The organism is Planobispora rosea (assembly GCF_014648175.1).
Classification (GTDB): domain Bacteria; phylum Actinomycetota; class Actinomycetes; order Streptosporangiales; family Streptosporangiaceae; genus Planobispora; species Planobispora rosea.
Window position 1 is genome coordinate 15,526 of record NZ_BMQP01000048.1, and the last position, 24,893, is coordinate 40,418.

At 73.0% G+C, this 24,893-nt stretch carries 21 protein-coding genes; 16 read left to right on the top strand and 5 right to left on the bottom strand.

The genetic code is table 11. From position 1 onward, the window contains the following. Position 1 precedes the first annotated feature (1 nt). From IEZ08_RS33045 to IEZ08_RS33065, 5 genes are all read left to right on the top strand, one after another. Positions 2-1,123, top strand: a complete 1,122-nt coding sequence (locus IEZ08_RS33045) for a glycosyltransferase family 4 protein (RefSeq protein WP_068921426.1) — start codon at positions 2-4, stop codon at positions 1,121-1,123. A gap of 17 nt (positions 1,124-1,140) precedes the next feature. Further along, complete coding sequence (gene manB, locus IEZ08_RS33050) at positions 1,141-2,235, top strand: mannose-1-phosphate guanylyltransferase (RefSeq protein WP_084779583.1); 1,095 nt, start codon at positions 1,141-1,143, stop codon at positions 2,233-2,235. Between the two features lie 7 nt (positions 2,236-2,242). After that, positions 2,243-3,169, top strand: coding sequence for a DNA-3-methyladenine glycosylase family protein (locus IEZ08_RS33055; RefSeq protein ID WP_229803775.1), 927 nt, complete (start codon positions 2,243-2,245; stop codon positions 3,167-3,169). A 59-nt stretch (positions 3,170-3,228) separates the two neighbouring features. Beyond that, on the top strand, positions 3,229-3,834 hold the full coding sequence (locus IEZ08_RS33060; protein WP_068921428.1) for a cysteine hydrolase family protein: 606 nt from the start codon (positions 3,229-3,231) through the stop codon (positions 3,832-3,834). Positions 3,835-3,997: 163 nt separating this feature from the next. Beyond that, entirely contained in the window at positions 3,998-4,234 is a 237-nt protein-coding gene (locus IEZ08_RS33065; protein WP_068921429.1) for a hypothetical protein, read from the top strand. 22 nt (positions 4,235-4,256) lie between these two features. Here the strand turns inward: IEZ08_RS33065 and IEZ08_RS33070 are convergent, their stop codons facing one another. Both IEZ08_RS33070 and IEZ08_RS33075 read right to left on the bottom strand, forming a co-directional pair. Continuing rightward, a complete protein-coding gene (locus IEZ08_RS33070) occupies positions 4,257-5,060 on the bottom strand; it encodes an alpha/beta fold hydrolase (protein WP_189243729.1) in 804 nt (267 codons plus the stop codon). Between the two features lie 120 nt (positions 5,061-5,180). Beyond that, a complete protein-coding gene (locus tag IEZ08_RS33075) occupies positions 5,181-5,384 on the bottom strand; it encodes a hypothetical protein (protein WP_189243730.1) in 204 nt (67 codons plus the stop codon). A gap of 169 nt (positions 5,385-5,553) precedes the next feature. Between IEZ08_RS33075 and IEZ08_RS33080 the strand changes: the two genes are divergently transcribed. Together IEZ08_RS33080 and IEZ08_RS33085 are read left to right on the top strand one after the other, a co-directional pair. Beyond that, complete coding sequence (locus IEZ08_RS33080) at positions 5,554-8,151, top strand: bifunctional FO biosynthesis protein CofGH (protein ID WP_084779584.1); 2,598 nt, start codon at positions 5,554-5,556, stop codon at positions 8,149-8,151. 76 nt (positions 8,152-8,227) lie between these two features. After that, entirely contained in the window at positions 8,228-9,988 is a 1,761-nt protein-coding gene (locus IEZ08_RS33085; RefSeq protein ID WP_068921433.1) for a substrate-binding and VWA domain-containing protein, read from the top strand. A 91-nt stretch (positions 9,989-10,079) separates the two neighbouring features. Here the strand turns inward: IEZ08_RS33085 and IEZ08_RS33090 are convergent, their stop codons facing one another. Next, on the bottom strand, positions 10,080-11,402 hold the full coding sequence (locus IEZ08_RS33090; RefSeq protein WP_068921434.1) for a coenzyme F420-0:L-glutamate ligase: 1,323 nt from the start codon (positions 11,400-11,402) through the stop codon (positions 10,080-10,082). After that, positions 11,399-12,418, bottom strand: a complete 1,020-nt coding sequence (gene cofD / locus IEZ08_RS33095) for a 2-phospho-L-lactate transferase (RefSeq protein ID WP_229803776.1) — start codon at positions 12,416-12,418, stop codon at positions 11,399-11,401. Before cofD ends, IEZ08_RS33090 begins: the two co-directional genes overlap by 4 nt. 301 nt (positions 12,419-12,719) lie before the next feature. On the opposite strand from cofD, the gene IEZ08_RS33100 reads away from it, so the two are divergent. From IEZ08_RS33100 to IEZ08_RS33115, 4 genes are all read left to right on the top strand, one after another. After that, the gene (locus tag IEZ08_RS33100; RefSeq protein ID WP_189243731.1) at positions 12,720-14,804 is read left to right on the top strand and encodes a hypothetical protein; all 2,085 of its coding nucleotides are present in this window, start codon (positions 12,720-12,722) and stop codon (positions 14,802-14,804) included. A 246-nt stretch (positions 14,805-15,050) separates the two neighbouring features. Beyond that, positions 15,051-15,311: a WhiB family transcriptional regulator gene (locus tag IEZ08_RS33105; protein ID WP_084779585.1), complete on the top strand. Its 261-nt coding sequence runs from the start codon at positions 15,051-15,053 to the stop codon at positions 15,309-15,311. A gap of 414 nt (positions 15,312-15,725) precedes the next feature. Next, entirely contained in the window at positions 15,726-18,671 is a 2,946-nt protein-coding gene (locus IEZ08_RS33110) for a glycosyltransferase family 2 protein (RefSeq protein WP_189243732.1), read from the top strand. After that, positions 18,668-20,089 (top strand): DUF5719 family protein, encoded by a 1,422-nt coding sequence (locus IEZ08_RS33115; RefSeq protein WP_189243733.1) that lies wholly within the window; start codon positions 18,668-18,670, stop codon positions 20,087-20,089. Before IEZ08_RS33110 ends, IEZ08_RS33115 begins: the two co-directional genes overlap by 4 nt. A gap of 81 nt (positions 20,090-20,170) precedes the next feature. Here IEZ08_RS33115 and IEZ08_RS33120 read toward each other — a convergent pair whose 3' ends face one another. Next, on the bottom strand, positions 20,171-20,629 hold the full coding sequence (locus IEZ08_RS33120; protein WP_084779586.1) for a metallopeptidase family protein: 459 nt from the start codon (positions 20,627-20,629) through the stop codon (positions 20,171-20,173). A 189-nt stretch (positions 20,630-20,818) separates the two neighbouring features. Between IEZ08_RS33120 and IEZ08_RS33125 the strand changes: the two genes are divergently transcribed. The 5 genes from IEZ08_RS33125 (at position 20,819) to IEZ08_RS33145 (ending at position 24,890) form a co-directional block, all read left to right on the top strand. Next, entirely contained in the window at positions 20,819-21,187 is a 369-nt protein-coding gene (locus IEZ08_RS33125; protein WP_068921439.1) for a DUF3499 domain-containing protein, read from the top strand. Between the two features lie 65 nt (positions 21,188-21,252). Beyond that, positions 21,253-22,629 (top strand): phosphomannomutase/phosphoglucomutase, encoded by a 1,377-nt coding sequence (locus IEZ08_RS33130; RefSeq protein WP_068921440.1) that lies wholly within the window; start codon positions 21,253-21,255, stop codon positions 22,627-22,629. 4 nt (positions 22,630-22,633) lie between these two features. After that, on the top strand, positions 22,634-22,807 hold the full coding sequence (locus tag IEZ08_RS33135; RefSeq protein WP_084779587.1) for a Trm112 family protein: 174 nt from the start codon (positions 22,634-22,636) through the stop codon (positions 22,805-22,807). After that, positions 22,804-23,910, top strand: a complete 1,107-nt coding sequence (locus IEZ08_RS33140) for a bifunctional phosphoglucose/phosphomannose isomerase (protein ID WP_068921441.1) — start codon at positions 22,804-22,806, stop codon at positions 23,908-23,910. The genes IEZ08_RS33135 and IEZ08_RS33140 overlap by 4 nt, the downstream gene beginning before the upstream one ends. A gap of 44 nt (positions 23,911-23,954) precedes the next feature. Further along, a complete protein-coding gene (locus IEZ08_RS33145) occupies positions 23,955-24,890 on the top strand; it encodes a cation diffusion facilitator family transporter (RefSeq protein WP_068921442.1) in 936 nt (311 codons plus the stop codon). The last annotated feature ends 3 nt before the right edge of the window (positions 24,891-24,893 follow it).

Sequence of the window (24,893 nt, forward strand, 5' to 3'; positions counted from 1 at the left end):
CGTGACGCCTCGTGTGCTCGTTGACGCGGCCGCGGTCCCGGCCGATCGCGGCGCGCTGATCAGGTATGTCGACGGACTCGTCGCCGCGCTCGGACGGGCGGGCGCGGACGTGGCGGTGGTCTGCCAGCGCGCCGACGCCGAGCGGTACGGACGGCTGGTGCCCTCGGCCCGGATCCTGTCCGGGCCGCCCGCCATCACCAACCGGGCCGCCCGGCTGGCCTGGGAGCAGACCGGGCTCCCGGTCGTCGCCCAGAAGGCCGGCGTCCAGGTGATCCACGCCCCCTACTACTCGATCCCGCTCGACACCCGCCTTCCGGTCGTGGTGACCGTGCACGACGTCACCTGGTTCACCGAGCCCTCGCAGCACAGCACGGACAAGGCGTCCTTCTTCAGGAACGCCACCCGCACCGCCGTCCGGCGCGCCACCCGGATGATCGTCCCGTCCAAGGCGACCAGGGACGAGCTGATCCGGGTGCTCGACGCCGACCCCACCAGGATCGACGTGGCCTACCACGGGGCGGATCCGAAGCTGTTCCACCGGCCGTCCGAGCAGGAGGTCAAGCGCGTCGCCGACCGGCTCGGCCTGCACGGCACGCCGTACGTCGCCTTCCTCGGGGCGCTGGAGCCCCGCAAGAACGTGCCGAACCTGATCCGGGGGTTCGCCAGGGCCGTCGCCGACATCGCCCGGCCGCCCGCGCTGGTGCTGGCCGGAGGGGTGCACGACACCGAGGTGGACGCCGCGGTCGCCGAGGTGTCCTCGCACGTGCGGGTGGTCCGCCCCGGCTACATCCCGTTCGGCGACCTGTCGGGTTTCCTCGGCGGGGCCCTCGTGGTGGCCTACCCCTCCCGGGGCGAGGGCTTCGGGCTGCCGGTCCTGGAGGCCATGGCCTGCGGCGCCCCGGTGCTCACCACGCCCTACGCCTCCCTGCCGGAGGTGGGCGGTGACGCCGTCGCCTACACCGAGCCCGACATCGAGGGAATCGCCGCCGGGCTGCGGGCGCTGCTGGAGTCCCCGGAGCGCCGCGAGGCGCTCTCCTCTGCGGGAATGGCCCGGGCCAGGGAGTTCACCTGGGAAAGTTCGGCCGAGGCACATATGCTGGCCTACCAGCGAGCCGCCGAATAGTGGGTTAACCTCACCAGGTGACAGAGACCTCTGTGCGGGAACTCGAGGCGATCCTCCTTGTCGGCGGGCAGGGGACGCGCCTGCGCCCGCTGACGATCGGCACGCCCAAGCCGCTGCTTCCCACGGCAGGGGTGCCCTTCCTCGCCCACCAGCTGGCGCGGGCCCGCTCGTTCGGGGTGCGCCGCGTCGTCTTCGCCACCTCCTACCGCGCGGAGATGTTCTCCGACGCGTTCGGGGACGGTTCGGCGTTCGGGCTCTCCCTCGAATACATGACCGAGGACACCCCGCTCGGCACCGGCGGCGCGATCCGCAACGCCGCCGAGGCGCTGACCTGCGGTCCGGACGCGCCCGTGCTGGTGCTCAACGGCGACATCCTGTCCGGGCACGACATCGGCGACCAGGTCGCCCGGCACGTCGCCCGGGAGGCCGCCCTCACCCTGCACCTGACCGAGGTGGAGGACCCCTCGCGCTTCGGCTGCGTGCCGACCGACGAGACGGACCGGGTGACCGCCTTCCTGGAGAAGACCCCCAACCCGGTCACCAACCGGATCAACGCGGGCTGCTACGTCTTCACCCGCTCGGTCATCGACACGATCCCGCAGGGCGAGGTCGTCTCGGTCGAGCGGGAGACCTTCCCCGGGCTGATCGAGGCCGGGGCCCTGGTGCTCGGCTACCCCGACGCCTCCTACTGGCTCGACGTGGGCACCCCGGCCGCCTTCGTCAAGGGCTCCTGCGACCTGGTCCTCGGCCGCCTGCCCTCACCCGCCCTGCCCGGCCCGACCGGCGACCTCCTCGCGCTGCCCGGCGCCGTGGTCTCGCCGGAGGCGAAGGTGTCCGGCGGGTCGGCGATCGGGGCCCGCGCGGTGGTGGAGGCCGGAGCCAAGGTCACCGGGAGCGTGCTGGGTGACGACTGCGTGATCGAGTCCGGCGCGACGGTGGCCGACTCGGTCGTCGGGGCCGGGGCGCGCGTGGCCTCGGGGGCGGTCCTGCGTGACGCGGTGATCGGTGACGGCGCGGTGGTCGGCCCCCGCAACGAGCTTGTCGAGGGCGCCCGCGTCTGGCCGGGCGTCACGCTGCCCGAGTGCGCGATCCGCTTCTCCGGCGACGTCTGAGACGCCGGTGAGCCTGGCGTACGGCCCGCCGCTCGCGGCCGGGGAGCGGCGCTGGCGGCCGGACGGGCCACTGGACGTTCTGCTCGTCCTGCGGCCGCACCGCCGCGGGAGCGGGGACCCCACCTGGCAGCGGACGCCCGACGGGGCGATCTGGCGGACCTGCCGGACGCCCGACGGACCGGGCACCCTCCGGATCGGGGTGCGGGACGGGCAGGTGCTGGCCTCCGCCTGGGGGCCGGGCGCGCGGTGGTTGCTGGAGACGGTGCCCTCGCTGCTGGGCGCCGGTGACGACGTCTCGGGGTTCACGCCCGGGCACGAGGCGGTGCGCCAGGCGGTCCGGCGCCATCCGGGCCTGCGGATCGGGCGGAGCTCACGGGTGCTGGAGGCCCTGGTCCCCGCCGTCCTGGAGCAGAAGGTCGTGCTCGCCGAGGCCCGGCGGGCGTGGCGGTGGCTGCTGATCCGGTACGGCGAGCCCGCGCCGGGCCCGGCTCCCGAGGGCATGCGGGTCTTCCCCGGGCCCGAGGTGTGGCGGTCGATCCCGCCGTGGGACTGGCACCGGGCCGGGGCGGAGGCCGTACGGGCTGAGACGATCATGAATGCCGCGTGGCACGCCGAGAAGCTGGAGGCGGCCGCCGGCAGCGCGGAGCTGGACCGGCTGCTGCGGGCCCTGCCCGGCATCGGGGTCTGGACGTCGGCGGAGGTGCGCCAGCGCTCGCACGGCGACCCCGACGCGGTCTCGGTGGGCGACTACCATCTGCCGTCGCTGGTCGGCTGGTCCCTGACCGGGCAGCGCACCGATGACGCGGGGATGTTACGGCTGCTCACCCCCTACCGCGGGCACCGCCACCGGGTCAGCCGGCTGCTCGCCCTGACCGGCCGCAGGCCTCCCGCCCGGGGTCCGAGGATGGCCCCGCGCGACTACCGTTCGTTCTGAGGGCCCGGGTGCGGGACCGCCGCCCGTTCCGGGGGACCGGGTCCCCGTAGGATCTGGCCATGGCTCTCGACGCACGGCGCACCGCCGTCCTGGCCCTGCACTGGCAGGTCAACGTGATCAAGCCGGAGGGATTCTTCGGCGGGATGCTGGCCGGGCCCGTGGCCCGCAGCGGCGTGGTGGAACGCGCCGTGCGCTTCCACGACGCGGTGGCCGCGCTGGACGTGCCGGTCGTGTTCACCCGGTTCACCGTGCCGGAGGGCGAGGGCGGCCTGGTGCGCAACACCCGGTTCATGCAGGCTGTGGGAGAGGCCCAGGAGGCCTTCCGGCCGGACGCCCCGGGCGCGCAGGTGATCCCCGAGATGCTGGGGCAGGCGGAGGCCGGGCACGTCGCCGACAACCAGCGGCTGTCCGGGCTGGCCGGCGGCGACCTGCCCGTATGGCTGGCCGAGCGCGGGATCGACACCCTGCTCGTCACCGGCGTCGCCACCAACCTCACGGTCGAGCAGACCGCCAGGCACGGCACCGACCTGGGCTTCCACGTGCACCCGGTCTCGGACTGCGTCGCGGCGGCGGCCGAGGACGTCCACGCCGCGTCGCTGGCGAACCTGGAACTGGCCACGGCGGGCTGCCTGACCGCCGATCAGGCACTCGCCGGTCTCGCCTGACCGCCGATCAGGCACTCGCCGGTCTCGCCTGACCGCCGATCAGGCACTCGCCGGTCTCGCCTGACCGCCGACGGGCGCCCGCCGGTCTCGCCTGACCGCCGACGGGCGCCCGTCGACCTTTCCTGACCGCCGGGCCGCCGTCACGTCAGCGTATATTGACGCCATGTCCGACGAAGCGCTTCACGACCTGCTGCGACGCAGCTCCGGGACCGACCCCCTGGACAGCCTGCGTGCCGTGGCGGAGCTGCGTCGCCATCTCGAACGCACGGAGGCGACGCTCGTCCGGCGGGCCAGGGTGGCGGGGGCGTCATGGACGCAGATCGCCGACTCTCTCGGGGTGACCAAGCAGTCGGCCCACCGCAAGTTCGGCGGCGGAGGGCTGTTCCGCAGCGAACCCTGACCGTCCGGTCACCCGGTGACGGTCACCGCGAGCGGGCCTGGACGGCCACGCGGGTGACGAGTTCGGCGACCTGTCCGGGACGGCGCACGGGGATGGCGTGGTCGCTGTCCAGCCACGTCACCGGGACGTGGGGCAGCGCGGCGGCGAGCCGGTCGCCTCCCGCGCGCCATCTGGCGTGGGCCGCCTGCGGGTCGGGCGCCGGTCCCGGACGCTCCCCGAGGGCGACCGCCACCGGGCAGGAGAGGGCGGCGTAGGCGTCGAGGACGTGCTCGCGCCGCCGGTCGACCTCCCTGCCCAGGTGCAGGAGCTGCTCGACGGGAACGCGGACGTCCATCTTCATTTTCCGGCTGATCCACTCCCCGATCCGTGCCACGACGCCGTTCATCCTGCGCCCGGCCCAGGCGTCGTCATCGTCGTCGGGGTCCACCGGCTCCGTCGGGATCGCGCCGTCGAGGGCGACGATTCCGGCGCACGTCTCCGGGGCGCGGGCGGCGTGCCAGACCGCCAGGTCGGCGCCGAGCGACCAGCCGCACAGGATCGGGCGTCCGCCCGCCGTCGCCCGCAGCACCGCCGACACGTCACCGAGGAAATCGTCGAAGGTGTGGGAGTCGGCGGGACCGGACCGCGCGTGGCCCCGGTAGTCGAAGGTGACGACACGGTAGTCGCCGACGAGGCGGGAGGCCACCCTGTCCCAGACCTGCTGGGGGGCTCCCAGCCCGGTCAGCAGCACGACCGTCCGCCTGCCGTCGTCGGGGCCGCTGCTGCGGACCGACAGGGTGACTCCGTCGTGGTCGACCGCCGTCCAGGTCCAGCGCTTTCGGCGCATGCCGGTGTGTCCTTCCGCGAGGCGTGCGTCAGCGCATGCTGACGACCGATGGCCGTCAGCATATGCTGACGGCCCGAGGTCTCGTCAACTCGTGCTGACGGAGATGCGGAGGAGTCCGGGTCACCCGGCTATCGGCCTGGGGTGGTGGGCGGCGACCCGTCCACGGGCGATGGGCGCGGATACGGGTGCGAGGCCGCGGTCCGCTCTGAGGTCGCCGAACGGGTCGGGCTCGCTGGGTTGCCAGTCACGACCGTCGCGCGTGTCGGCCCCGATCAGCGGGACGAGGACGGCGAGGGCGACGAGGGCGAGGAGGAACCAGATCATTTTCGTCTCCAGGGATGGGCTCCGGTGGGATGTCTCCAATCTATGTAGATGCAAGCATTTACGTCTATCGAGACTTTCTTCAGGGTTTCCTTTAGTAGATCTGAAACGTCGCGCTGTCCAGCGGGACCCGGATGCCCGGCCAGTGGACGAAGCACCGTAATGTGCGCACATGAGCGCACACCCCACCGACGCCGCGATGCGCCGAGCCCTCGCCCGGGCCCGCGACGGCAAAGCCCTCGACCAGGCCGAAGCCACCGTCCTGCTGCACGCCCGGGACGCGGATCTCGACGCTCTCATCGGCCACGCGGGGCGGGTCAGGGACGCGGGACTGGAGGCCGCCGGGCGTCCGGGGACCATCACCTACAGCCGCAAGGTCTTCATCCCGCTGACCCGGCTCTGCCGCGACCGCTGCGGTTACTGCACCTTCGCCACCGCCCCGCACAAGCTCGACAGCGCGTTCCTCAGCCCGGACGAGGTCCTGGAGATCGCCCGGCAGGGCGCCGCGATGGGGTGCAAGGAGGCGCTGTTCACGCTGGGCGACCGGCCGGAGGACCGCTGGCACCAGGCCCGCGAGTGGCTGGACGCGCACGGCTACGACGACACGCTCTCCTACGTGCGGGCGATGGCGATCCGGGTGCTGGAGGAGACCGGCCTGCTGCCGCACCTCAACCCGGGGGTCATGACCTGGCGCGACCTGCAGCGTCTCAAGCCGGTCGCGCCCTCGATGGGAATGATGCTGGAGACGACCTCACGGCGATTGTTCGAGGAGAAGGGCCTACCGCACTACGGCTCCCCGGACAAGGACCCCGCCGTACGGCTGCGCGTGCTGGAGGACGCGGGGCGGTCCAACGTGCCGTTCACCAGCGGCATCCTGATCGGCATCGGCGAGACCGTCGAGGAGCGTGCCGAGTCGCTGTTCGCGCTGCGGAAGGTCTCCCGGGAGTACGGCGGGCTCCAGGAGGTCATCATCCAGAACTTCCGCGCCAAGCCGGACACCGCGATGCGCGGCATGCCGGACGCCGACCTGCAGGAGCTGGCCGCCACGATCGCGGTGGCCCGCCTGGTGCTGGGACCGAAGGCACGCCTCCAGGCGCCGCCGAACCTGGTGGGGACCGAGTATGACCTGATGATCCGGGCCGGGATCGACGACTGGGGCGGGGTGTCCCCGCTCACCCCCGACCACGTCAACCCCGAGCGCCCCTGGCCGCAGATCGACGAGCTCGCCGAGCGCACCGCCGCCTCCGGGTTCACGCTGCGGGAGCGCCTGACGATCTACCCCGAGTACGTGCTCGCCGGCGAGCCCTGGCTCGACCCCCGGCTGAACGCCCACGTCGCCGCCCTCGCCGACCCGGAGACCGGGCTCGCCCGCCAGGACGCCGAGATCGTCGGCCGCCCCTGGCAGGAACCCGACGGCGGTTTCGCCTCCGAGGGCCGTACCGACCTGCACACGGCGGTCGACGCCGAGGGCCGCACCGCTGACCGCCGCGACGACTTCGACCACGTCTACGGCGACTGGGACGCCCTGAAGGACCGCCTGCCGGAGACCGGGGGGACGGTCGCGCTGCGGCTGGGAGAGGCCGGCGAGGCGCTGCGGCGGGCGGAGAGCGACCCCGCCGGTCTGACCGAGGCGCAGGCGCTGGCCCTGCTCGGGCTGGCCGGGGACCACAACGGCGCCGGAGCCGACGACGCGGCCCTGGACGAGCTGTGCCGGATCGCTGACGACCTGCGCGCGCAGGCCGTGGGGGACGACGTCACCTACGTCGTCAACCGGAACATCAACTTCACCAACGTCTGCTACACCGGCTGCCGGTTCTGCGCCTTCGCGCAGCGCCGTACCGACGCCGACGCCTACACCCTCTCGCTGGAGGAGGTGGCGGACCGGGCGCAGGAGGGCTGGGAGGCCGGGGCGACCGAGGTGTGCATGCAGGGCGGCATCCATCCGGACCTGCCCGGCACCGCCTACTTCGACATCGCCAGGGCGGTCAAGGCGCGGGTCCCGGAGATGCACGTCCACGCGTTCTCCCCGATGGAGGTCGTCAACGGCGCGAGCCGGACGAACCTCTCCATCGAGGACTGGCTGATCGCCGCCAGGGAGGCCGGGGTGGACTCGCTGCCCGGCACCGCGGCGGAGATCCTCGACGACGACGTGCGCTGGGTGCTCACCAAGGGCAAGCTGCCCGCCGCGGAGTGGGTGGAGATCATCTCGACCGCCCACCGGCTGGGCATCCCGACGACCTCCACGATGATGTACGGCCACGTGGACACCCACGCCCACTGGGTCCGGCACATCCGGCTCATCCGCCGTATCCAGGAGGAGACCGGCGGGTTCACCGAGTTCGTGCTGCTGCCGTTCGTGCACCACAGCGCGCCCATCTACCTGGCCGGGATCGCCCGTCCGGGCCCGACCGCGCGGGAGAACCGGGCCGTGCACGCGCTGGCCCGCATCCTGCTGCACGGCGCGATCTCCAACATCCAGTGCTCCTGGGTGAAGCTCCGCGACGACCTGTGCCGCCAGGTGCTCCGGGGCGGGGTCAACGACCTGGGCGGCACGCTGATGGAGGAGACGATCAGCCGGATGGCCGGGTCGGAGAACGGGTCGTTCAAGACGATCACCGAGATCGCGGCGATGGTCGCCCCGACCGGGCGGCCGCTCCGGCAGCGGACCACCTCCTACGGCGTGCCGAGTGAGGAGCGGCTGGCCGCGGCTGCGGCGAGTGATGGAGTTTGTCAAAGCGTGCGTAACTTTGTGCCGCTAGAACGTCTATAACATGTTCTATACATACTTGCGCTCCGCAAGGGGTTCGCTGGGAGAATCGTCACCCCCCTGACGAGAGGTCCAAGCGTTGTCCACCACCCCCGGTCGGCACCGCGTGGCCGCCGGCGCCGAGAGGCGTCGCCGGCAGGCGCGTCAACGTCTCACGCTCATCGTGGTCGCGGTGATAGTCGCCCTGTCGGGGACCGTGGTACTCACCCTGGAGCAGGTGGACGGCCCCTGCTCCGGTGACCCCGTCCTGGTCGACGTCGCCGCCGCGGTGGACATCGCGCCGACCGTGATGGAGGTGGCCGGGCGGTTCAACGCCGCCCGGGTCGAAGCCGACGGCCGCTGCGTCCTGGTGCAGGTCACCGAGCAGCCGCCGGCCACCGTGCTGCGGACGTTGATCGGGGGCACCGCGGGCGTGCTCGCGGCGCGCCCCGACGGGTGGATCTCCGACTCCTCGGCCTGGATCCGGCTCGCGCGCAAGCAGGGCGCCGAGGACATGGCGGGCACCGAGACGGTGGTGGCCACCTCACCGCTGGTCTTCGCCACCCGCAAGTCCCTCGCCGATCGTTTCGCGGTCGGCAGGACCGAGATGAACTGGAGGATGGTCTTCCCGGCGACCACCCGGGGCCGGATCGCGCCCAACGAGAACGAGCCCGACGTGGTCCGCGTCCCGGACCCGTCGCTCGCCGGGGCCGGCATCGCCACCGTGGCCGCCGCCCGGGACGTGGTGGGCTCCGGGCCCGAGGCCGACCAGGCGCTCACCGCCTTCGTCCGGTGGGCCCAGGCCGGTGCGGCGCCCGACTACCGGAGCATGGTCGAGGCGATCGACGAGCGCTCGTTCTGGCAGCGGCCGGTGGTGATCGTCCCCGAGCAGTCGGTGTGGTCCCACAACCGGCAGCCGTCCGCCGACCCGCTCGTCGCGCTCCACCCCCGCGAGGGGACCATCAACCTCGACTACCCGTACGTGGTCACCTCCGGCGACCCGGCCAAGGCGAGCGGGTCGCGGGCCTTCGCCAACTGGCTCCGCTCCCCGGAGACCCAGGACGCGGTACGGCGGGCGGGCTTCCGCTCGGCCGACGGGACCAAGGCCCCCTACTCGCCCGGCGTGGAGATCCCGACCGAGGCCCCCCGTACCCGGCCCACCATCGTGCCCGCCCGGGTCGACGAGGCGCTGGAGGCGTGGAGCAGACTGGCCCCGCCGACCAACATCCTGGTGCTGGCCGACACCTCCCGGCACATGGCCGAGCCGATCGAGGGGGAGAAGGGCAAGACCAAGCTGACCGTCGCGCTCGACGCCGCCCGCATGGGCCTGCAGCTGTTCCCCGCCTCGACCCACATGGGCATGTGGGAGTTCGCCGACGCCAAGGGTTCCGGCGGTGACCAGCGGGAGCGGGTGAAGATCGGCCCGATCAACGAGCCGGACGGCGGACAGGTCGTCCGGCGCAGCCGGCTGGAGGGGTTCACCCGGACCCTGCGCGCCGACCGCGACCGGTCCAGCTCCCTGAACGACTCGATCCTGGCCGGGTTCCGCGAGGTGACCAACGCCTACGACGAGAAGATGAACAACACCCTTCTGGTCATCACCGCGGGCAAGGACGACGGCAGGGGGATCTCCAGCACCGAGCTGCTGCAGACGCTCCGCGACGAGTGGGACCCGCAGTACCCCGTCCAGATCGTCGTCCTCGCCTTCGGCGACGACCTCGACCGGTCCACGCTCTCCCAGGTGGTCACGGCCACCAACGGCTCGCTGCACGTCGCCACCCAGCCCGGCGAGATCATCGACGTCTTCCTGTCCGCCCTGGCCCGCCGCCTGTGCCACCCCACCTGCCGCAAGGCCTCCTGACCCCGCGGACTGACCCCGCGGACGACGTCCGGGTCCGCCTCCCGGCGACCACGCCGGGGCCGGCGCACGAGGTCCGGGAGGGGCCGGGCGGTCAGCGGGTGACGATGAAGTCGGCGGCCTTCCGGGGGGCGCGGTCACGGGGCGGGGCGGCGGGGCGGCCGATGGCGACGGCGCCCATGGGGTCCCAGGCCGCCGGGAGGTCGAGGACCTCGCGGACCACGTCGCGGCAGAACATCGTGGACGACACCCAGGCGGATCCGAGACCCTCGACCGCGAGCTGGACCAGGAAGTTCTGCACGCCCGCGCCGGCGGCGACCACGAACATCTCCCGCTCGGCGGCGTTGCGGCGCTCGTCGCGGTAGGTGTGCGAGCCCTCCATGACCAGGCAGGGGATCGCCAGGTAGGGCGCGTTGCGCAGGACGTCGCCGCGCCGGACCCGCTTGGCGATCGACTCCTCGGTGAAGCCGTCCCCGCGCAGGTCGGCGATCCACGCCTCGCGCATGGCGTCGAGCAGCTTCTCGCGGACCTCCGCCGACTCCAGCAGCACGAACCGCCACGGCGTCGTGTGGTGCGGGGCGGGTGCGGCGATCGCGGCGTCCACCGCGCGGCGGACCTTGGCGCCGTCGACCGGCTCGGGGGAGAACTCGCGGATGGTACGGCGGGCGAAGACCACGTCGCGGGAGCCGTACCGGAACATGTCCTCCTCGGACTGGCGGACGACCTCGCGGATGCCCGGCCCGTCCTCCCGGGTGGTGTACTCGGCCATGCCCCGCACCACCGCCACCGGGGTCTGCGCGAGCTTGCCCTTGACCAGGTCGCCGGCGGCGGCGAACTCGTCGGCGATGGCGGTCAGGGTGACCTCCAGCGCGTTGCCGTGGTCGTCGGACAGGCCCCGGTAGTCGAGCATGGGAGGCACCCCGGCGACGCCGATGGCCATGTCGGTCTGGCCGTTGCGCCAGGGGCGGCCGAAGGTGTCGGAGACGACCACGCCCACCCAGACGCCCAGGCGCTCGGTGATGCCCGCGCGCAGGGTCCGGGCGGAGGCGTCGGCGTCGGCGGGCAGCAGCACGACGGTGCCCGGCTCGGTGTTGGAGGCGTCCACCCCGGCGGCGGCCATGACGAAGCCGTGGGAGGTCTGGGCGATCACGGTCTCGCCGCGCCGGGCGACGACCCGCTCGGTCTCGGCCGCGATCGCCTCGGCGCGGCCGGTGCCCCGGCGGATCCGGCCCTCGGCCTTGCTCATCACCTTGGAGGTGACCACGAGGACGTCGCCATCGCGCAGATCGGGCTGGGCGGCGGCGATCAGCGCGGCGAGGTCGTCGCCCTCCTGCACCTCGGGGATGCCGTTGACCGCGAAGACCTCGATGCGGACCTCGGCGGGGTCGTCCTTCCGGAAGCGGCGGATCCTGCTCATCGCGACTCCTCCGCGGCTCGCGGGGCCGCGGCCGGAGTCCCGTCCGTGGTTCCGGTGGTTCCGGCTGCGGTCCCGGTGGCCGCGGCGATCTCGGTGGCCAGGTCGAGCGCGGCGCGGGCGATGGCGGCGGCGGACTCGGCGTCGTGCATGATCAGCGGGCGGGCCTGGACCCGGACGCCGTCCAGGGCGACCCCGGCGTCCTCCTCGGCGACCAGCCATCCGTTCACCAGCGGCGAGCCGTACAGCTCCAGGACGGCCTGGGCGGTGGTGTCCACTCCGATCGCGGTCAGGCAGGCGTCGGCCATGCCGCGGACCGGGGCGCCGCCGATGATCGGGGAGACGCCGACGACGGTTTTGCCGTCGAGGGCCTCACGGATGCCCTTGATCTGCAGGATCGTGCCGATGCTGACCACCGGGTTGGACGGCGGCAGGATCACGGCGTCGGCGTCGGCGATCGCCTGGAGCACACCGGGGGCGGGCCGGGCCTCGTCGGCGCCGACGAGGATGATCTGCTCGGCCGGGACCGAGGCGCGCAGGCGGACCCACCACTCCTGGAAGTGCACGGCCCGGCGGCCCCGCTCATCGGTGATCACGACGTGGGTCTCGGTCCGGTCGTCGCTCATCGGGATCAGCCGCACGCCCGGCTCCCACCGCGCGCACAGCGCCTCGGTGACCTGGGAGAGGGGATATCCGGCGTCGAGCATCTGGGTGCGCACGATGTGGGTGGCGAAGTCGCGGTCGCCCAGGCCGAACCACTGCGGTTCGACGCCGTAGGCGGCCAGCTCCTCCTTGACGACGTGCGACTCCTTGTCGCGCCCCCAGCCCTGCTCCTCGTTGATGCCGCCGCCGAGGGTGTACATCACGGTGTCGAGGTCGGGGCAGACCCGCAGGCCGAACAGGGTGATGTCGTCACCGGTGTTGCCGATGACGGTGATGTCGGCGTCGGGGGCCGCGGCGCGGAGGCCGCGCAGGAAACGGGCGCCGCCGATGCCGCCGGCGAGGGACACGATGCGCATGGCGACCAGTCTCCCACTGCCGGGGGGCGGGACTGCTCGAAGGGGCTTGCGGGGTTCGCCCGAAAGGGCGGAGACGACGGTGACGGCGACGGTGGTGGCAACGGCTGGAGAACCATCTTTTCGTGATCGTTATATGGGGTGTCTCCGCTGGCAGGGTTGGTTCACCTTGTGCCCAAATTGTTCCCTGATGTGGTTGATGGGATACTTGCGCGACTAATGAGCTTGTGGGTCCCCCCGACACCAAAGTCGGCCATGTGCAAAACTTGGCCCGGGTTTACCCGAGGACCCTATGGGGGTAGTTGTGATCAATGTCGAGGCTGGACGGCTCCGTGAACCGGCGGCGTGGCTCATGGTCGCCGCGTCGTCCATCGGCGTCCTCATAGACATCAAGCAGCTGCTCTTCGGGGAGTCGACGTTCGGTGAGGCCTCCTTCGCCCTCCGCGCGGCCGTGTACCTGCCCCAGCTGGTCTCGCCGGTGACCATCGCCCTGCTCGTGGGGGCGGTCCTGCTGGCGAGCCACCTCGGCCCGGTGATCGCACGGCTGAGGATCATGGTCTACGTGGCGGCGGGCACGCTCGCGCTCGCGGTGCTCTTCGGCACGATCGGATTGCTGGGCGGGCTGTTCGGCGGTTCGACCGATTTCCTGGAGAAGATCGAATTTCTCCTCAGAAGCCTCCCCCTCCTCGGGCTGGGCGCGATCGCACTGCTCTACCTGCTTCCCAAGGCGGTTCCGGCCGCGCCCCGGTCCGGCGAATTCTCCTTCTCGGGGCCGGTGGGCTTCCGCCCCGACGGCGGTCTCGGTGGTCTCGACGGCCCGAACGGGCCCGGCGGGCACCCGCAGCAGCCCCCGCAGCCCCAGCACCAGCAGCCCTACGTCCCGGAGGCCGGGGGGCCGGTCCCCGGTCAGCCGCAGCCCTTCCACGGACCGCGGGGTCAGGCCCCGCAGGGTGCTCCCGTCTTTCCCCAGGAGCCCGCGGCCTACTCGCAGGAGCCCGCCACGACGGCCTTCCGGCAGCAGGAGCCGGCCGCTCCGGCTCCCGCCCAGCCCTACAGCCCTCCCGCGCTCCCGCCCGCGCCGTCTCACGCCACCGCCGATCCGTACGGCGCGCAGCAGCCCGGTTACGGCCAGGCCCCGGCGGAGTCCCCGGAGCGGGTGGAGCCGCAGACCTACACCCCGAGCCCGTACGTCCCGGCGGATGTCCAGCCCCCGGCCCCGGCCAAGCCGTACGAGCCCCCGATGAGCGCGTACGGCGCGCCGGTCGAGCAGGCGCAGCCGGCCGTCCAGCCGCAGGGGTACGCCGAGCCGCAGAGTTACGTCCCGCAGGCCGAGCCGCATCCGGGCTACGCTCCGCAGGCCGAGCCGCAGGTCTCCCCCTACCAGCCGTCCTCGACGGAGCCGCAGCTTTCCGGCTACGCGGCGCCGCAGGCCGACTCCTCGTTCTCGTCTCCCTACACGCCGTCGCCGACGGACCCGCGGGCTCCGCAGCCGTCGTCCTACGGGTCGCACGAGTCCTACGGATCGCACGAGTCGTACGGGTCCTCGAACGAGCAGCAGGCCCCGTTCCGCCCGTCGCAGCCCGAAGCGGCCCCGGCGCAGCCGTACACGCCCGCCGACAGCCAGCCCCGCCTGTCCTTCGACAGCCAGGCGCAGGCGTCCTTCCCGCAGCCGCCGGAGAACTACGGCCAGCCGCTGACCGGGTACTCCGGCGCGGAGTTCGCACGGCAGGCGGCGGACGCGGCCCCGCAGTATCCGGACGCGGCCCCGCACTACTCCGTGCCCGACCCGATGGACGCCCGCTCCCAGCAGATCGCCCACGCCTACCAGCAGGCGGAGAGCTACCAGCAGCAGGCGTACGGCACCGCCGAGCCCGCCTACGGGTCCGAGCCCCAGTACGGCGGCACCGAGCCGCAGCTGCGCCTGCCGGACTACACCGCCTCCCAGCAGGGGACGGGGTACGACCAGCAGGCGGCCGGCTACGAGCAGCGGCAGCCCGGCGGCTACGAGCAGCAGTCCGGAGGGTACGAGCAGCAGCACTCCGGAGGGTACGAGCAGCAGCACTCCGGGAACTACGACCCGCCCGCCTTCGGGCACGCGCAGCCGCAGACCGCCCCGCAGTGGGAGCCGCCCGCCGACACGACGCTCCGGTTCGACCCCGGCGCCTACCAGTCGGATCCGCTCAACGGCCCGGCCCCGGCCGGTCACGCCGCGCCGGCCGCGCCGGCCGCGCCGGCCTGGGACTCGCCGCAGCCCATCGACCCCACGGCGATCTACGCGCCGGAGCGTTCGGGTCAGGCAATGGGTGAGGAAACCGCTGACAGAGAAAGGGTGGGCCCCGGTCAGGAGCAGAGCACGTCCTGGTACGGTTCCGACCGCAGGGAGCACTGAACATTCCAGGTGGTCGTCACGATCACCTGGAAGGGCCGCCGCAGTCGCGGGCACGCGATTCAGTACCGGGGAGAGCGGGTCTTTCCCCGGATACCGGCATGCCGCTTGACGTCACGCCCGGTGCACGCGTGTAATTAGGCGCACGCGTGAAATTACAAGCGTGTTGTTACGTCTCCCTCCGGGTGGGTAAGGGGGAGGCGTTCATAAGGGGGGCTCCATTGCGGGCGGGCGGCAGGGAGGTGTGCAGTGGCCGACCTGGTCATCGCACAGGACAGCATCGCTGAAGAGCAGCTTGGCTGGCAGGAACGTGCGCTGTGCGCACAGACCGATCCAGAGGCGTTCTTCCCGGAAAAGGGAGGATCCACTCGGGAAGCCAAGAAAGTATGCCGTTCGTGCGAGGTTCGTGCTGAGTGTCTGGAATACGCACTTGAGCATGATGAGCGGTTCGGCATCTGGGGTGGGCTTTCCGAGCGGGAACGCCGCCGGATCAAGCGTCAGGCCGTCTGAGGGCGGTGTCTGAGGGCTGAAGGCATCCGGGAGGACGCCCCGTGAGGGTGCCCGGAGATATCTCGATGAGGTCACGCGGCCGGTGCCGCGTGGCCTTTTCCGTTTTGTCCGCCTCGGGGCTCCGTCTGGTCCTGGGACTCCGTCCGGGGTCCCCGCCTGGGATGCCGTGCGGCTTCATCCTTCATCGGGGATGGGGAGACTTCATCTGGTTCATCCAAGATGGGAGCTTCGTGGGTGATGGACGGATGGCGGGGATTTCGGGAGATGGTGCCGGCTGGGGAGATAGTGAGGATAGCTGGGATAGAAGGAGATGGTGGGGATTTCGCCTACGAGATTTCATCCGGGAGATATAGCCGGATATAAGGTGACGTATGGTAGTCGTCCTGATCACCCCCTTCGCGAACCTCGGGACGCATGTCCAGCACCGACTCCTTCCCCCTCCACCACACCGTCACCGCGATCGTCGTCTCCCATGACGGGACCCGCTGGCTGAGGGAGACGCTCGACGCGCTGTTCGGGCAGACCCGGCCGGTGGACCGGATCGTCGGAGCGGACAACGGCAGCCGTGACGGCAGCGCCGCGCTGCTGAAGGAGGTCCTCGGCCCGCAGGCGGTGCTCACCCTCCCGCGCTCCACCGGGTTCGGCGAGGCCGTCGCGGAGGTGCTCGACCGGCTGGACCCGGCGGGAGGGCGCGAGTGGATCTGGCTGCTCCACGACGACTGCGCCCCGGACGAGCGGGCCCTGGAGACCCTCCTCCACGCCGCCGACGCCGACCCCGAGGCCGCGGTGCTCGGGCCCAAGCTCCGCGACTGGCTGGACCGGCGGGTCCTGCTGGAGGTCGGCGTCACCGTCGACCGCACGGGACGCCGTGACACCGGGCTGGAGCCCCGCGAATACGACCAGGGGCAGTATGACGGCGTCCGGGACGTGCTCTCCGTCTCCACCGCCGGGATGCTGATCCGTCGCGACGTCTGGGAGGAGGTGGGCGGGCTCGACCCGTTCCTGGCCATCTTCCGGGACGACCTGGACCTGTGCTGGCGGGTCAGGTCCGCCGGGTACCGGGTGCGCAACGTCACCCGCGCGATCGCCTGGCACGCCGAGGCCGCCCATCGGCGGCGCCGCCGCATCACCGTCAGCGGCGACCATCCCCGCCGCCTGGACCGCCGCAACGGCATCTTCGTGGTCCTGGCGAACCTGCCGTTCTGGCCGATGGCGCGGGCGCTGCTGCGCAACGCCGCGGGCTCGTCCTTCCGCGCGCTCCTGTTCCTGCTGGCCAAGCAGCCCGCCAACGCGCTGGACGAGATCGTCGCGCTCGGCTCGGTGCTCGCCCACCCGGTACGGATGATCAGAGCCCGCAGGGCCAGGGCCCGGGGCAGGAAGGAGAACCACCTCGCGGTCAGGCGGCTGCTCACGCCGCCGGGCACGGGTTACCGGCGGCTGGCGGACCGGGTCCAGAGTTACCTGGCCGGGTCGGGGTTCGTGGAGTCCACCGGACGGCACCACGCCGTGGGCCCCGCGGACGAGGGCGACGAACTGCTGGCCGACGGCACCGGGAACGCCGGGGTCCTGTGGCGCGTCCTGCACAACCCGGGCACGGTGCTCTTCCTGGTCCTCCTCGTGATCACGCTGGTGGCCGAGCGCGGCCTGGTCGGCGGGTCCCGGCTGGGCGGCGGGGCGCTCGTCCCGGTGATCGGCGGGGCGGGGGACCTGTGGACCCTCTACACGGAGGGGAACCCCCGGACGGGCCTGGGCGGAGACGGCTGGGCCCCGCCGTACGTGGCGGTGCTGGCCGTGCTGTCCACGGTCCTGTTCGGCAAGACCTGGCTGGCGGTCTCCGTTCTGCTGCTCGGCTGCGTCCCGCTGGCCGGGGCCACGGCCTACGCGGCGACCCGGTCGCTGGTCCGCGGCCGGTGGACCCGCGTCTGGTTCGCCTCGTCCTACGCGCTGCTCCCGGTCGCCACCGGGGCGGTCGCCGCCGGGCGGCTCGGCACCGCGGTGGTGTTCGTCCTGCTTCCCGTCTACGCGGCCCTGGCCGTCACGGTGTTCACCGGCGAGGGCCGCGGGGCCCGCCGCGCCGCCTGGGCCCTCGGTCTCCTCCTCGCGGTCGGCACGGCCTTCGTCCCCCTCGTCTACCCGCTCCTGCTGCTTCCCGGCGTCCTGGCCGTGCCGATCCTCCGGCGCAGGGGGACCGGGCTCTCGACGGCGATCGTGTTCGGCGTGCCGGTGGCGCTGCTGCTGCCCTGGCTGGCCGGGGTGGTCACGGAGCCCGGACGGCTCCTGCTGGAGGCGGGTCTCCACCTGCCCGGCCTGGCGGACCCGGCGTTGCCCGCGGCCTCCCTGCTCCTGCTGAACCCCGGCGGCCCCGGGACGCCGCCGCTCTGGGCGACCGGCGGCCTCGTCGCCGTCTGCCTGGCGGCCCTGTTCGTCCGGGGGAGCCGGACGGTCATCGCGATCGGCTGGGGTGTGGCCCTGTCCGGTGTGCTGGCGGCCGTCCTGGTCAGCCGGATCCCGGTCGCCCCCGTCGGCGGCGACGCCGCGGAGGACACGGCTCCGGCCTGGCCCGGCGTCCCGCTGGCGCTGGCCGCCCTGGGGATGTCGCTGGCGGCCGCCTTCGCCGCGGACCGCATCCGCGGCTTCCGCGAGCTCCGTGAGCTCCCCGGGTTCCGCGCGCCCCGCCGGGCGCGCGCAACCCGGGGCCCCGGCGGGGCGCGTCGGGCCGCCGCGCTGCTGGTCGCGGCCGTCGCGGCCGCCACGCCGCTGCTCGCGGCGGGTCTGTGGGCCGCCACCGGCGTCACCGGGCCGATCAGCGGGAACGTACGCGATGTGCTGCCCCCCGCTGCCGTCTCCGTCTCCGTCTCCCGGACCGGGGAGCGGATCCTGCTCCTGCGCTCGGGAGCACCCGGCGGCGGCCTGGCCTTCACCGTCCTGCGCGGCCGTACCCCGATCATCGGGGAGACCGACATCCCCTCGCCCGCCGGTCCCCGCGATCTGGTCAGCGTGGCCGCGGCGGGGCTGGTCTCGGGCCGGGGCGGCGACGACGCCCGGGTCCTGGCCGCCCACGGCGTGCGGCTCGTGGTGGTGGCCGCGCCGGTGGACCCGGCGGTCAGCGGCGCCCTGGACTCCCAGCCCGCGCTGGCGAGGGTGAGCCTGTCCGAGCGGGGCGGGGTGTGGCGGCTCACCCAGCCGATCGCGGCCCCGGCCGCCCCGCAGGAGGACCCCTGGCGGGCCCGCTGGCTCTGGGCCCAGGCGCTGATGGTGTCGCTGGTCGCGGTCCTGGCCGCACCCGGCTCGCGAGCCGCCGACCGCGAGGTCGTCCCGCAGGAACCGCCCGAGACCACGAGGAGACTGGCACCCCGGTGAAGTCCCTGATCGAGAACCGGTTCGGCCTGCCGGTCCTGGTGCTGGCAGCCCTGCTCGCCCTGTACGGCGTGGCCGCGGCCACCCGGCCCGCCCCGGCCGCCGAGCCGCCGCCGGGCCCGCGGAAGGTCCCCGTGGCCGCCGTGACGACCGTCTGCCCCGACTCCGCCGGCGCGCAGATCGGCGTCGTCACCCCGCCCGGGGGCGAGGCCGTCACCCCGGGCGAGACGAGGGTCGCGGCCGGGGACAAGGTTCTGGACACCCTGAGGGAGCCGGGGCGGCTCTGGCACGAGACGGCGCCCGACGGGACCGGCCCGGTCACGGTGACCGCCACCGGGAGCGGCGCGGCGGGACTGGAGTCGGCCCAGACGCGCAGGGAGACCTCCGGACGACACCGGGGCCTGGCCGGGACGCGGTGCGTGGAACCGGCCGCGAGCACCTGGCTGGTCGGTCCGGGACCGGCGGCCGCCGACGTCACGCTGCACCTGACCAACGCCGATCTCGCCGGGGCCGTCGTGGAGATCCTGATCTACTCGGGTGAGGGCCAGGTGGTGAACGAGACCGGCGGCATCCTCACTCTGGACCCCGGCGAGAGCCGTACCGTCGACCTCGCGGACCTGGCTCCGTCCCCGCTGGTGATGGCCGTTCAGGTACGGACCGGTCCAGGCCGCGTCACCGCCGGGGCCCGCGCGGTCATGGACGACGGCAGGGGCGTCGACTGGCTGCCCGTCTCCGCGCCCCCGGCCACCCGCGTCGTGGTGCCGGCCGTACCCGGCGGCGGGGGCAGGCGCGAACTGCTGGTCGCCACCCCGGCCGATACCGACACCCTGGTGGAGGTCAAGGCCCTCACCCCGGACGGGACCTACGCCCTCAAGGGCCGCGAGCTGGTCGAGGTGCCCGCCGGGTCCGTCGCGACCGTCGATTTGTCCACCGGCATCGGCGGCCAGCCCGCCGCGCTCGTCCTCACCTCCGAGACGCCGATCGTGGCCGGCCTGGTCGCCACCGGGACGGGCAAGAAGCCCGACGTGGCCTTCACCGCCGGGGCGGCCCCGATCGACCTGGGCAGCGTCGTGGCGGACAACCGCACGGGCGGGGGGAGGAGCTCCCGGTTGCTGCTGGCCGCTCCGGACACGCCCGGCAAGGTGAGCGTGCAGGTGCTGCCGCGCTCGGGTGAGACGCCCGAGCCGTTCGAGCTGGCCGTCGCCGCCGCCCGGGTCAAGGAGGTCAAGCTGCCCGAGGCGGACGGCGCGTTCGCGGTGGTGGTGCTGCCGCTGCCGGGCTCGGGGCCGGTGTACGGCGGGCGGGTGATGGACGAGAAGCTCGACGACGGGCTCGCGCTGACCGTCCAGCCGCTGGCGGCCGCCCGCATGTGGGCGATGGTCCCGCCGGTCACCGAGTCCGCGGCGGTCGTCCTGCCCTGAGCCGGGAGCCGGGAGCCGGGAGCCGGGGGTCGGGCGGTCGGCCGCGATCATCCTGCCCCGGGCCGGGGCGGGGCGGGCGGGTCAGTCGTGGTCGCCGCCGTACCCGGGGTCCACGGAGTCGGGAGAGAGGCCGAGCAGGCCGGCGACCTGCTCCACCACGGTGTCGTGCACCATCGCGCCGAGCTGGTCGCGGTCGCCGGCCCGGGCCTCCAGCGGGCGGCGGTAGACGATGACGACGGCGGGGTGCCGGCCGTCGGCGGGCTCGGTCCGGCCGAACGGGATGGGATCGCCGCTCAGCAGACCGGGGCCGTCGCCCAGGTCGGCCGCCGGCGGCACCTCCTCGACTGCGAACTCCACGGAGGCCAGCTGCCGGCCCCAGCGGGGCTTGAGCCGGTCCACGGCGTCCAGGACGAGGTCGTCGAAGCGCTCGCTGCGGGACTTGGCGATCGGCACGTGGGAGGGCGCCAGGGGGCCGCGCATGCCCCGCCCGTGGCGGTCGCGCCTGCGGGGGGAGCGGGGTCTTCCGGGTGCCGGGCTCACGAGCCCAGCTTAGGGTGTGCCCCCTGGATCTTCAGCCTCCCCGGTGGCGCGGGGGACGGTTCGGAAGCGGGAGCCGTACGGGAGGAAAGGGGGAGGAGAGCCCCGATGGGTGTCCGAATTGTGGCGACACGCTCGTTAAGAGCGCTCAGATAGTGGCGCCCTGGACGCTTACCGGATACGGTCACCACCGTGAGCCCCGTCCGCCGCTGTTCCCGCACCGCGTGCAGTCAGCCTGCCGTTTTCACGCTCACGTACGTCTACGCCGATTCGACCGCTGTTCTCGGGCCCTTGGCAACGTACGCCGAGCCGCACTGCTACGACCTGTGTGCCGAACACGCCGAGCGGCTGACCGCACCGCGCGGCTGGGAGGTGGTCCGCCTGCCCACCGAGGGCGTGCCGCCGAGCACGGACGACCTGGAGGCCCTCGCCAACGCGGTGCGCGAGGCCGCCAGGCCCGCTCCGGCGGGGAAGGCCGAGCCGGTCGGCCAGGCGGTCGAGATCGGACGGCGCGGACATCTGCGGGTGCTCCGCTCGGCGCAGCCCCAGCGCGACCGCTGAACCCTCTAGGCTGGGTTCGACCTAGGCAGGGTTCGGCAGAGACGACACCGAGGGGCGGAGCTGGAGTGGGCGACCTCGCCAAGATCTTCAAAGCGTATGACGTGCGCGGCGTCGTGCCGGACGAGTTCGACGAGGCGACCGCGGAGGCGGTCGGAGCCGCTTTCGTCGAGGTGATCGAGGCGGGCAAGCTCGTTCTGGCCCACGACATGCGCTCCTCGTCGGGGCCGCTGGCCGCCGCGTTCGCCCGGGGGGCGACCTCGCGGGGCGCCGACGTGATCCACGCCGGTCTGGGCTCCACCGACCTGCTGTACTACGCGAGCGGCAGCCTGGGGCTGCCCGGCGTGATGTTCACCGCCAGCCACAACCCGGCCCGCTACAACGGGATGAAGATGTGCCGCGCCGGCGCCGTCCCGATCGGCGGTGACACCGGGCTCACCGAGATCCGCGACCGGGCCGCCGAGATCCTGGCCTCCGGCGCGGCGGGCGAGGGCGCCGGAGGCTCCGGTACGGCCTCCGGGGGCTCCGTCGAGCACCGCGACCTGCTGCGGGGCTACGCCGAGCACCTGCGCGGCCTGGTCGACCTGTCCGGCATCCGGCCGCTGAAGGTCGTGGTGGACGCAGGCAACGGCATGGGCGGGCACACCGTCTCGGCGGTCTTCGCGGGCCTGCCCGTCGAGCTGGTCCCGCTCTACTTCGAGCTGGACGGCACCTTCCCCAACCACGAGGCCAACCCGATCGAGCCGGAGAACCTGCGCGACCTGCAGAAGACCGTCACCGAGACCGGCGCGGACATCGGCCTGGCCTTCGACGGCGACGCCGACCGCTGCTGGGTCGTGGACGAGCACGGCGCGTCGGTCTCCCCGTCCACCGTCACCGCGCTGGTCGCCGCGCGCGAGCTGGTCAAGCATCCGGGCTCCGTGATCATCCACAATCTGATCACCTCGCGGGGCGTCCCCGAGATCGTCGCCGAGCGCGGCGGCACGCCCGTCAGGACCCGGGTGGGGCACTCCTTCATCAAGGCCGAGATGGCCAGGACCGGCGCGGTCTTCGGCGGTGAGCACTCCGCCCACTACTACTTCCGTGACTTCTGGTTCGCCGACTCCGGCATGCTGGCCGCGCTGCACGTGCTGGCCGCGCTGGGCGAGCAGGACCGGCCGCTGTCGGAGGTGCTGGCCGGCTACGCCCGCTACGCCGCCTCCGGCGAGATCAACAGCACCGTCGCCGACCAGGCGGCCGCGACGGCCCGGGTCCGGGAGGTCTTCGCCGTCCGTGACGGCGTCACCTTCGACGAACTGGACGGCCTGACCGTGTCCGGCCCCGGATGGTGGTTCAATCTTCGTCCGTCCAACACCGAGCCGCTGCTCCGGCTGAACGCCGAGGCGGCCGACGAGATTCAGATGGCGGCCATCAGGGACGAGGTCCTGGCCGTCGTGAGGAGCTGACCGAGTGAAGATCGACGACTGGCTGCTGGAGATCCTGGCCTGCCCCGGTTGCAAGTCCCCGTTGCGTGCCGAGCCGGAGTCGGACGAGCTGGCCTGCACCTCCGCCTCCTGTGGGCTGGTCTATCCGGTCCGCGACGACATCCCGGTGCTGCTGGTGGACGAGGCGCGAAAGCCGTGACCTGGGACGCCGACCGGCTCGACGACTTCGCGGGGCTGGACGACGGCGATCCCGGAGGGATGCTGCGCGCGGTCGCCGGCTCGGCGGCGCAGATCCGCACCTCCTACCGGGCCGCCCGGGAGGCGGGCGTGCCGTCGCTGGCCGAGGGCGGCCGTCCCCGGGCGATCGTGATCGCGGGGATGGGCGGTTCGGGCATCGCCGGAGAGGTCCTGGACGCGGTGTGCGGCAACGGCACGCCGCTGCCGATCGTGACGGTGCGCTCCTACCGGCTCCCGGGCTGGGTCGGGGTGGCCGACCTGGTCGTCGCCGTCTCCTGCTCGGGGACCACCGAGGAGACCCTCGCGATGGCGGTCGACGCCGCGCGCCGCGGGTGCCGCCTGCTGGCGGTGGGTGCCGCCGGCTCGCCGCTGGAGGAGGTCGCCCGGCAGTCGGGCGCGTCCTTCGTGCCCATCGCGAGCAACGGCCAGCCGCGCGCCGGGATGTGGGCGCTGTCGGTCCCGCTGATCGTGGCGGCCGCGGGGATGGGCCTGGTCCAGGCCGACGAGGCCGTGTTCGAGTCGACGGCCGCGCGGCTGGAGGAGATCGCCCACCGTTGCCGTCCGGCGAGCGAGTCGTTCATCAACCCGGGTAAGACGCTGGCCGCGGAGATGGCCGAGTCGGTGCCGATGATCTGGGGGTCCTCCCGGCTGGCCGCGGTCGCGGCCTACCGCTGGGCCTGCCAGCTCAACGAGAACGCCAAGTACCCGGCGGTCTGGGGCGAGATCCCGGAGGCCAATCACAACCAGGTGGTGACCTTCGACGGCCCGCTGGCCCAGCGGGACGTCTTCGCCGACGACCCGGGGCGGACGCTCCGGCTGTTCGTGCTGCGCGACCTGGAGGAGCACCCGCAGGCCACCCGGCGGCGCGAGGTGTCGGTACGGCTGGCGCAGGACCGTGGCGTGCCGGTCACCGAGATCGTGGCGGAGGGGTTGCACCCGCTGGAGCGGGTGGCGACCCTCATCGGCCTGGGCGACTACGCGAGTACCTACCTCGCGCTGGGGTACGGCATTGATCCGACCCCGGTGTCGGCGATCAATGAGCTCAAGGCGAGAATTTCCCAATAGGATCCTGTCTTGATTTTTCCTGAATTGACGGAGTGGAGGCTGCCGTGAGCGCGAGCGGCGGTACAAAGGCGATCATCGCGGCACTCGCCGCCAATCTCTCGATCGCCGTGGCCAAGTTCGTGGCGTTCGCTTTCACCGGCTCGTCGGCCATGCTCGCGGAGGGCATCCACTCGGTGGCCGACTCGGGCAACCAGGCGCTGCTGCTGCTCGGCGGCAAGCGGGCGGCCCGGGAGCGCACCCCCGAGCACCCCTTCGGCTACGGCCGCGAGCGCTACTTCTACGCGTTCGTGGTGGCGGTGGTGCTGTTCACCATCGGCGCCCTGTTCTCCCTCTACGAGGGCGTCCACAAGCTCAGCAGCAAGGAGCCGATCGAGTCCCCGCAGTGGGCGTTCGGCGTGCTGATCTTCGCGATCATCGCCGAGATCTTCTCCTTCCGCACCGCGATCAAGGAGTCGAACGCGGTCCGCGGCGACCAGTCCTGGGTCGCCTTCATCCGCCGCTCGAAGTCTCCCGAGCTCCCGGTCATCGTCCTTGAGGACCTCGGTGCGCTGCTCGGCCTGATCTTCGCGCTCTTCGGTGTGACCATGGCCGTCGTCACCGGCAACCCCGTGTGGGACGCCATCGGCACCCTGATGATCGGCGCCCTGCTCGGGATCATCGCGGTCATCCTGGCGATCGAGACCAAGTCGCTGCTCATCGGCGAGGGCGCCGGCCCCGAGGTCGAGAAGAAGATCTGCGACGCCCTGCAGGGCGCTCCCGAGGTCACCCGGATCATCCACATGCGCACGCTCCACCTGGGGCCGGAGGAGATCCTGGTCGCCGCGAAGATCGCGGTGGAGCACGACGACACGGCCGCCGACATCGCCCGCGGCATCGACGAGGCCGAGCGCCGCGTCCGCGAGGCCGTACCGGAGGCCCGCGTCATCTACCTGGAGCCCGACCTCTACCGGTCCAGCGCCGCTCCCGCCGGCTCCGCCTGACGC

Coding starts and splice junctions, on each gene's coding strand:
- IEZ08_RS33110 (WP_189243732.1), top strand. CDS start 15,726: ATGTCCAGCACCGACTCCTTCCCCCTCCACCACACCGTCACCGCGATC.
- IEZ08_RS33080 (WP_084779584.1), top strand. CDS start 5,554: ATGAGCGCACACCCCACCGACGCCGCGATGCGCCGAGCCCTCGCCCGG.
- IEZ08_RS33065 (WP_068921429.1), top strand. CDS start 3,998: ATGTCCGACGAAGCGCTTCACGACCTGCTGCGACGCAGCTCCGGGACC.
- cofD (WP_229803776.1), bottom strand. CDS start 12,418: ATGCGCATCGTGTCCCTCGCCGGCGGCATCGGCGGCGCCCGTTTCCTG.
- IEZ08_RS33075 (WP_189243730.1), bottom strand. CDS start 5,384: ATGATCTGGTTCCTCCTCGCCCTCGTCGCCCTCGCCGTCCTCGTCCCG.
- IEZ08_RS33070 (WP_189243729.1), bottom strand. CDS start 5,060: ATGCGCCGAAAGCGCTGGACCTGGACGGCGGTCGACCACGACGGAGTC.
- IEZ08_RS33060 (WP_068921428.1), top strand. CDS start 3,229: ATGGCTCTCGACGCACGGCGCACCGCCGTCCTGGCCCTGCACTGGCAG.
- IEZ08_RS33090 (WP_068921434.1), bottom strand. CDS start 11,402: ATGAGCAGGATCCGCCGCTTCCGGAAGGACGACCCCGCCGAGGTCCGC.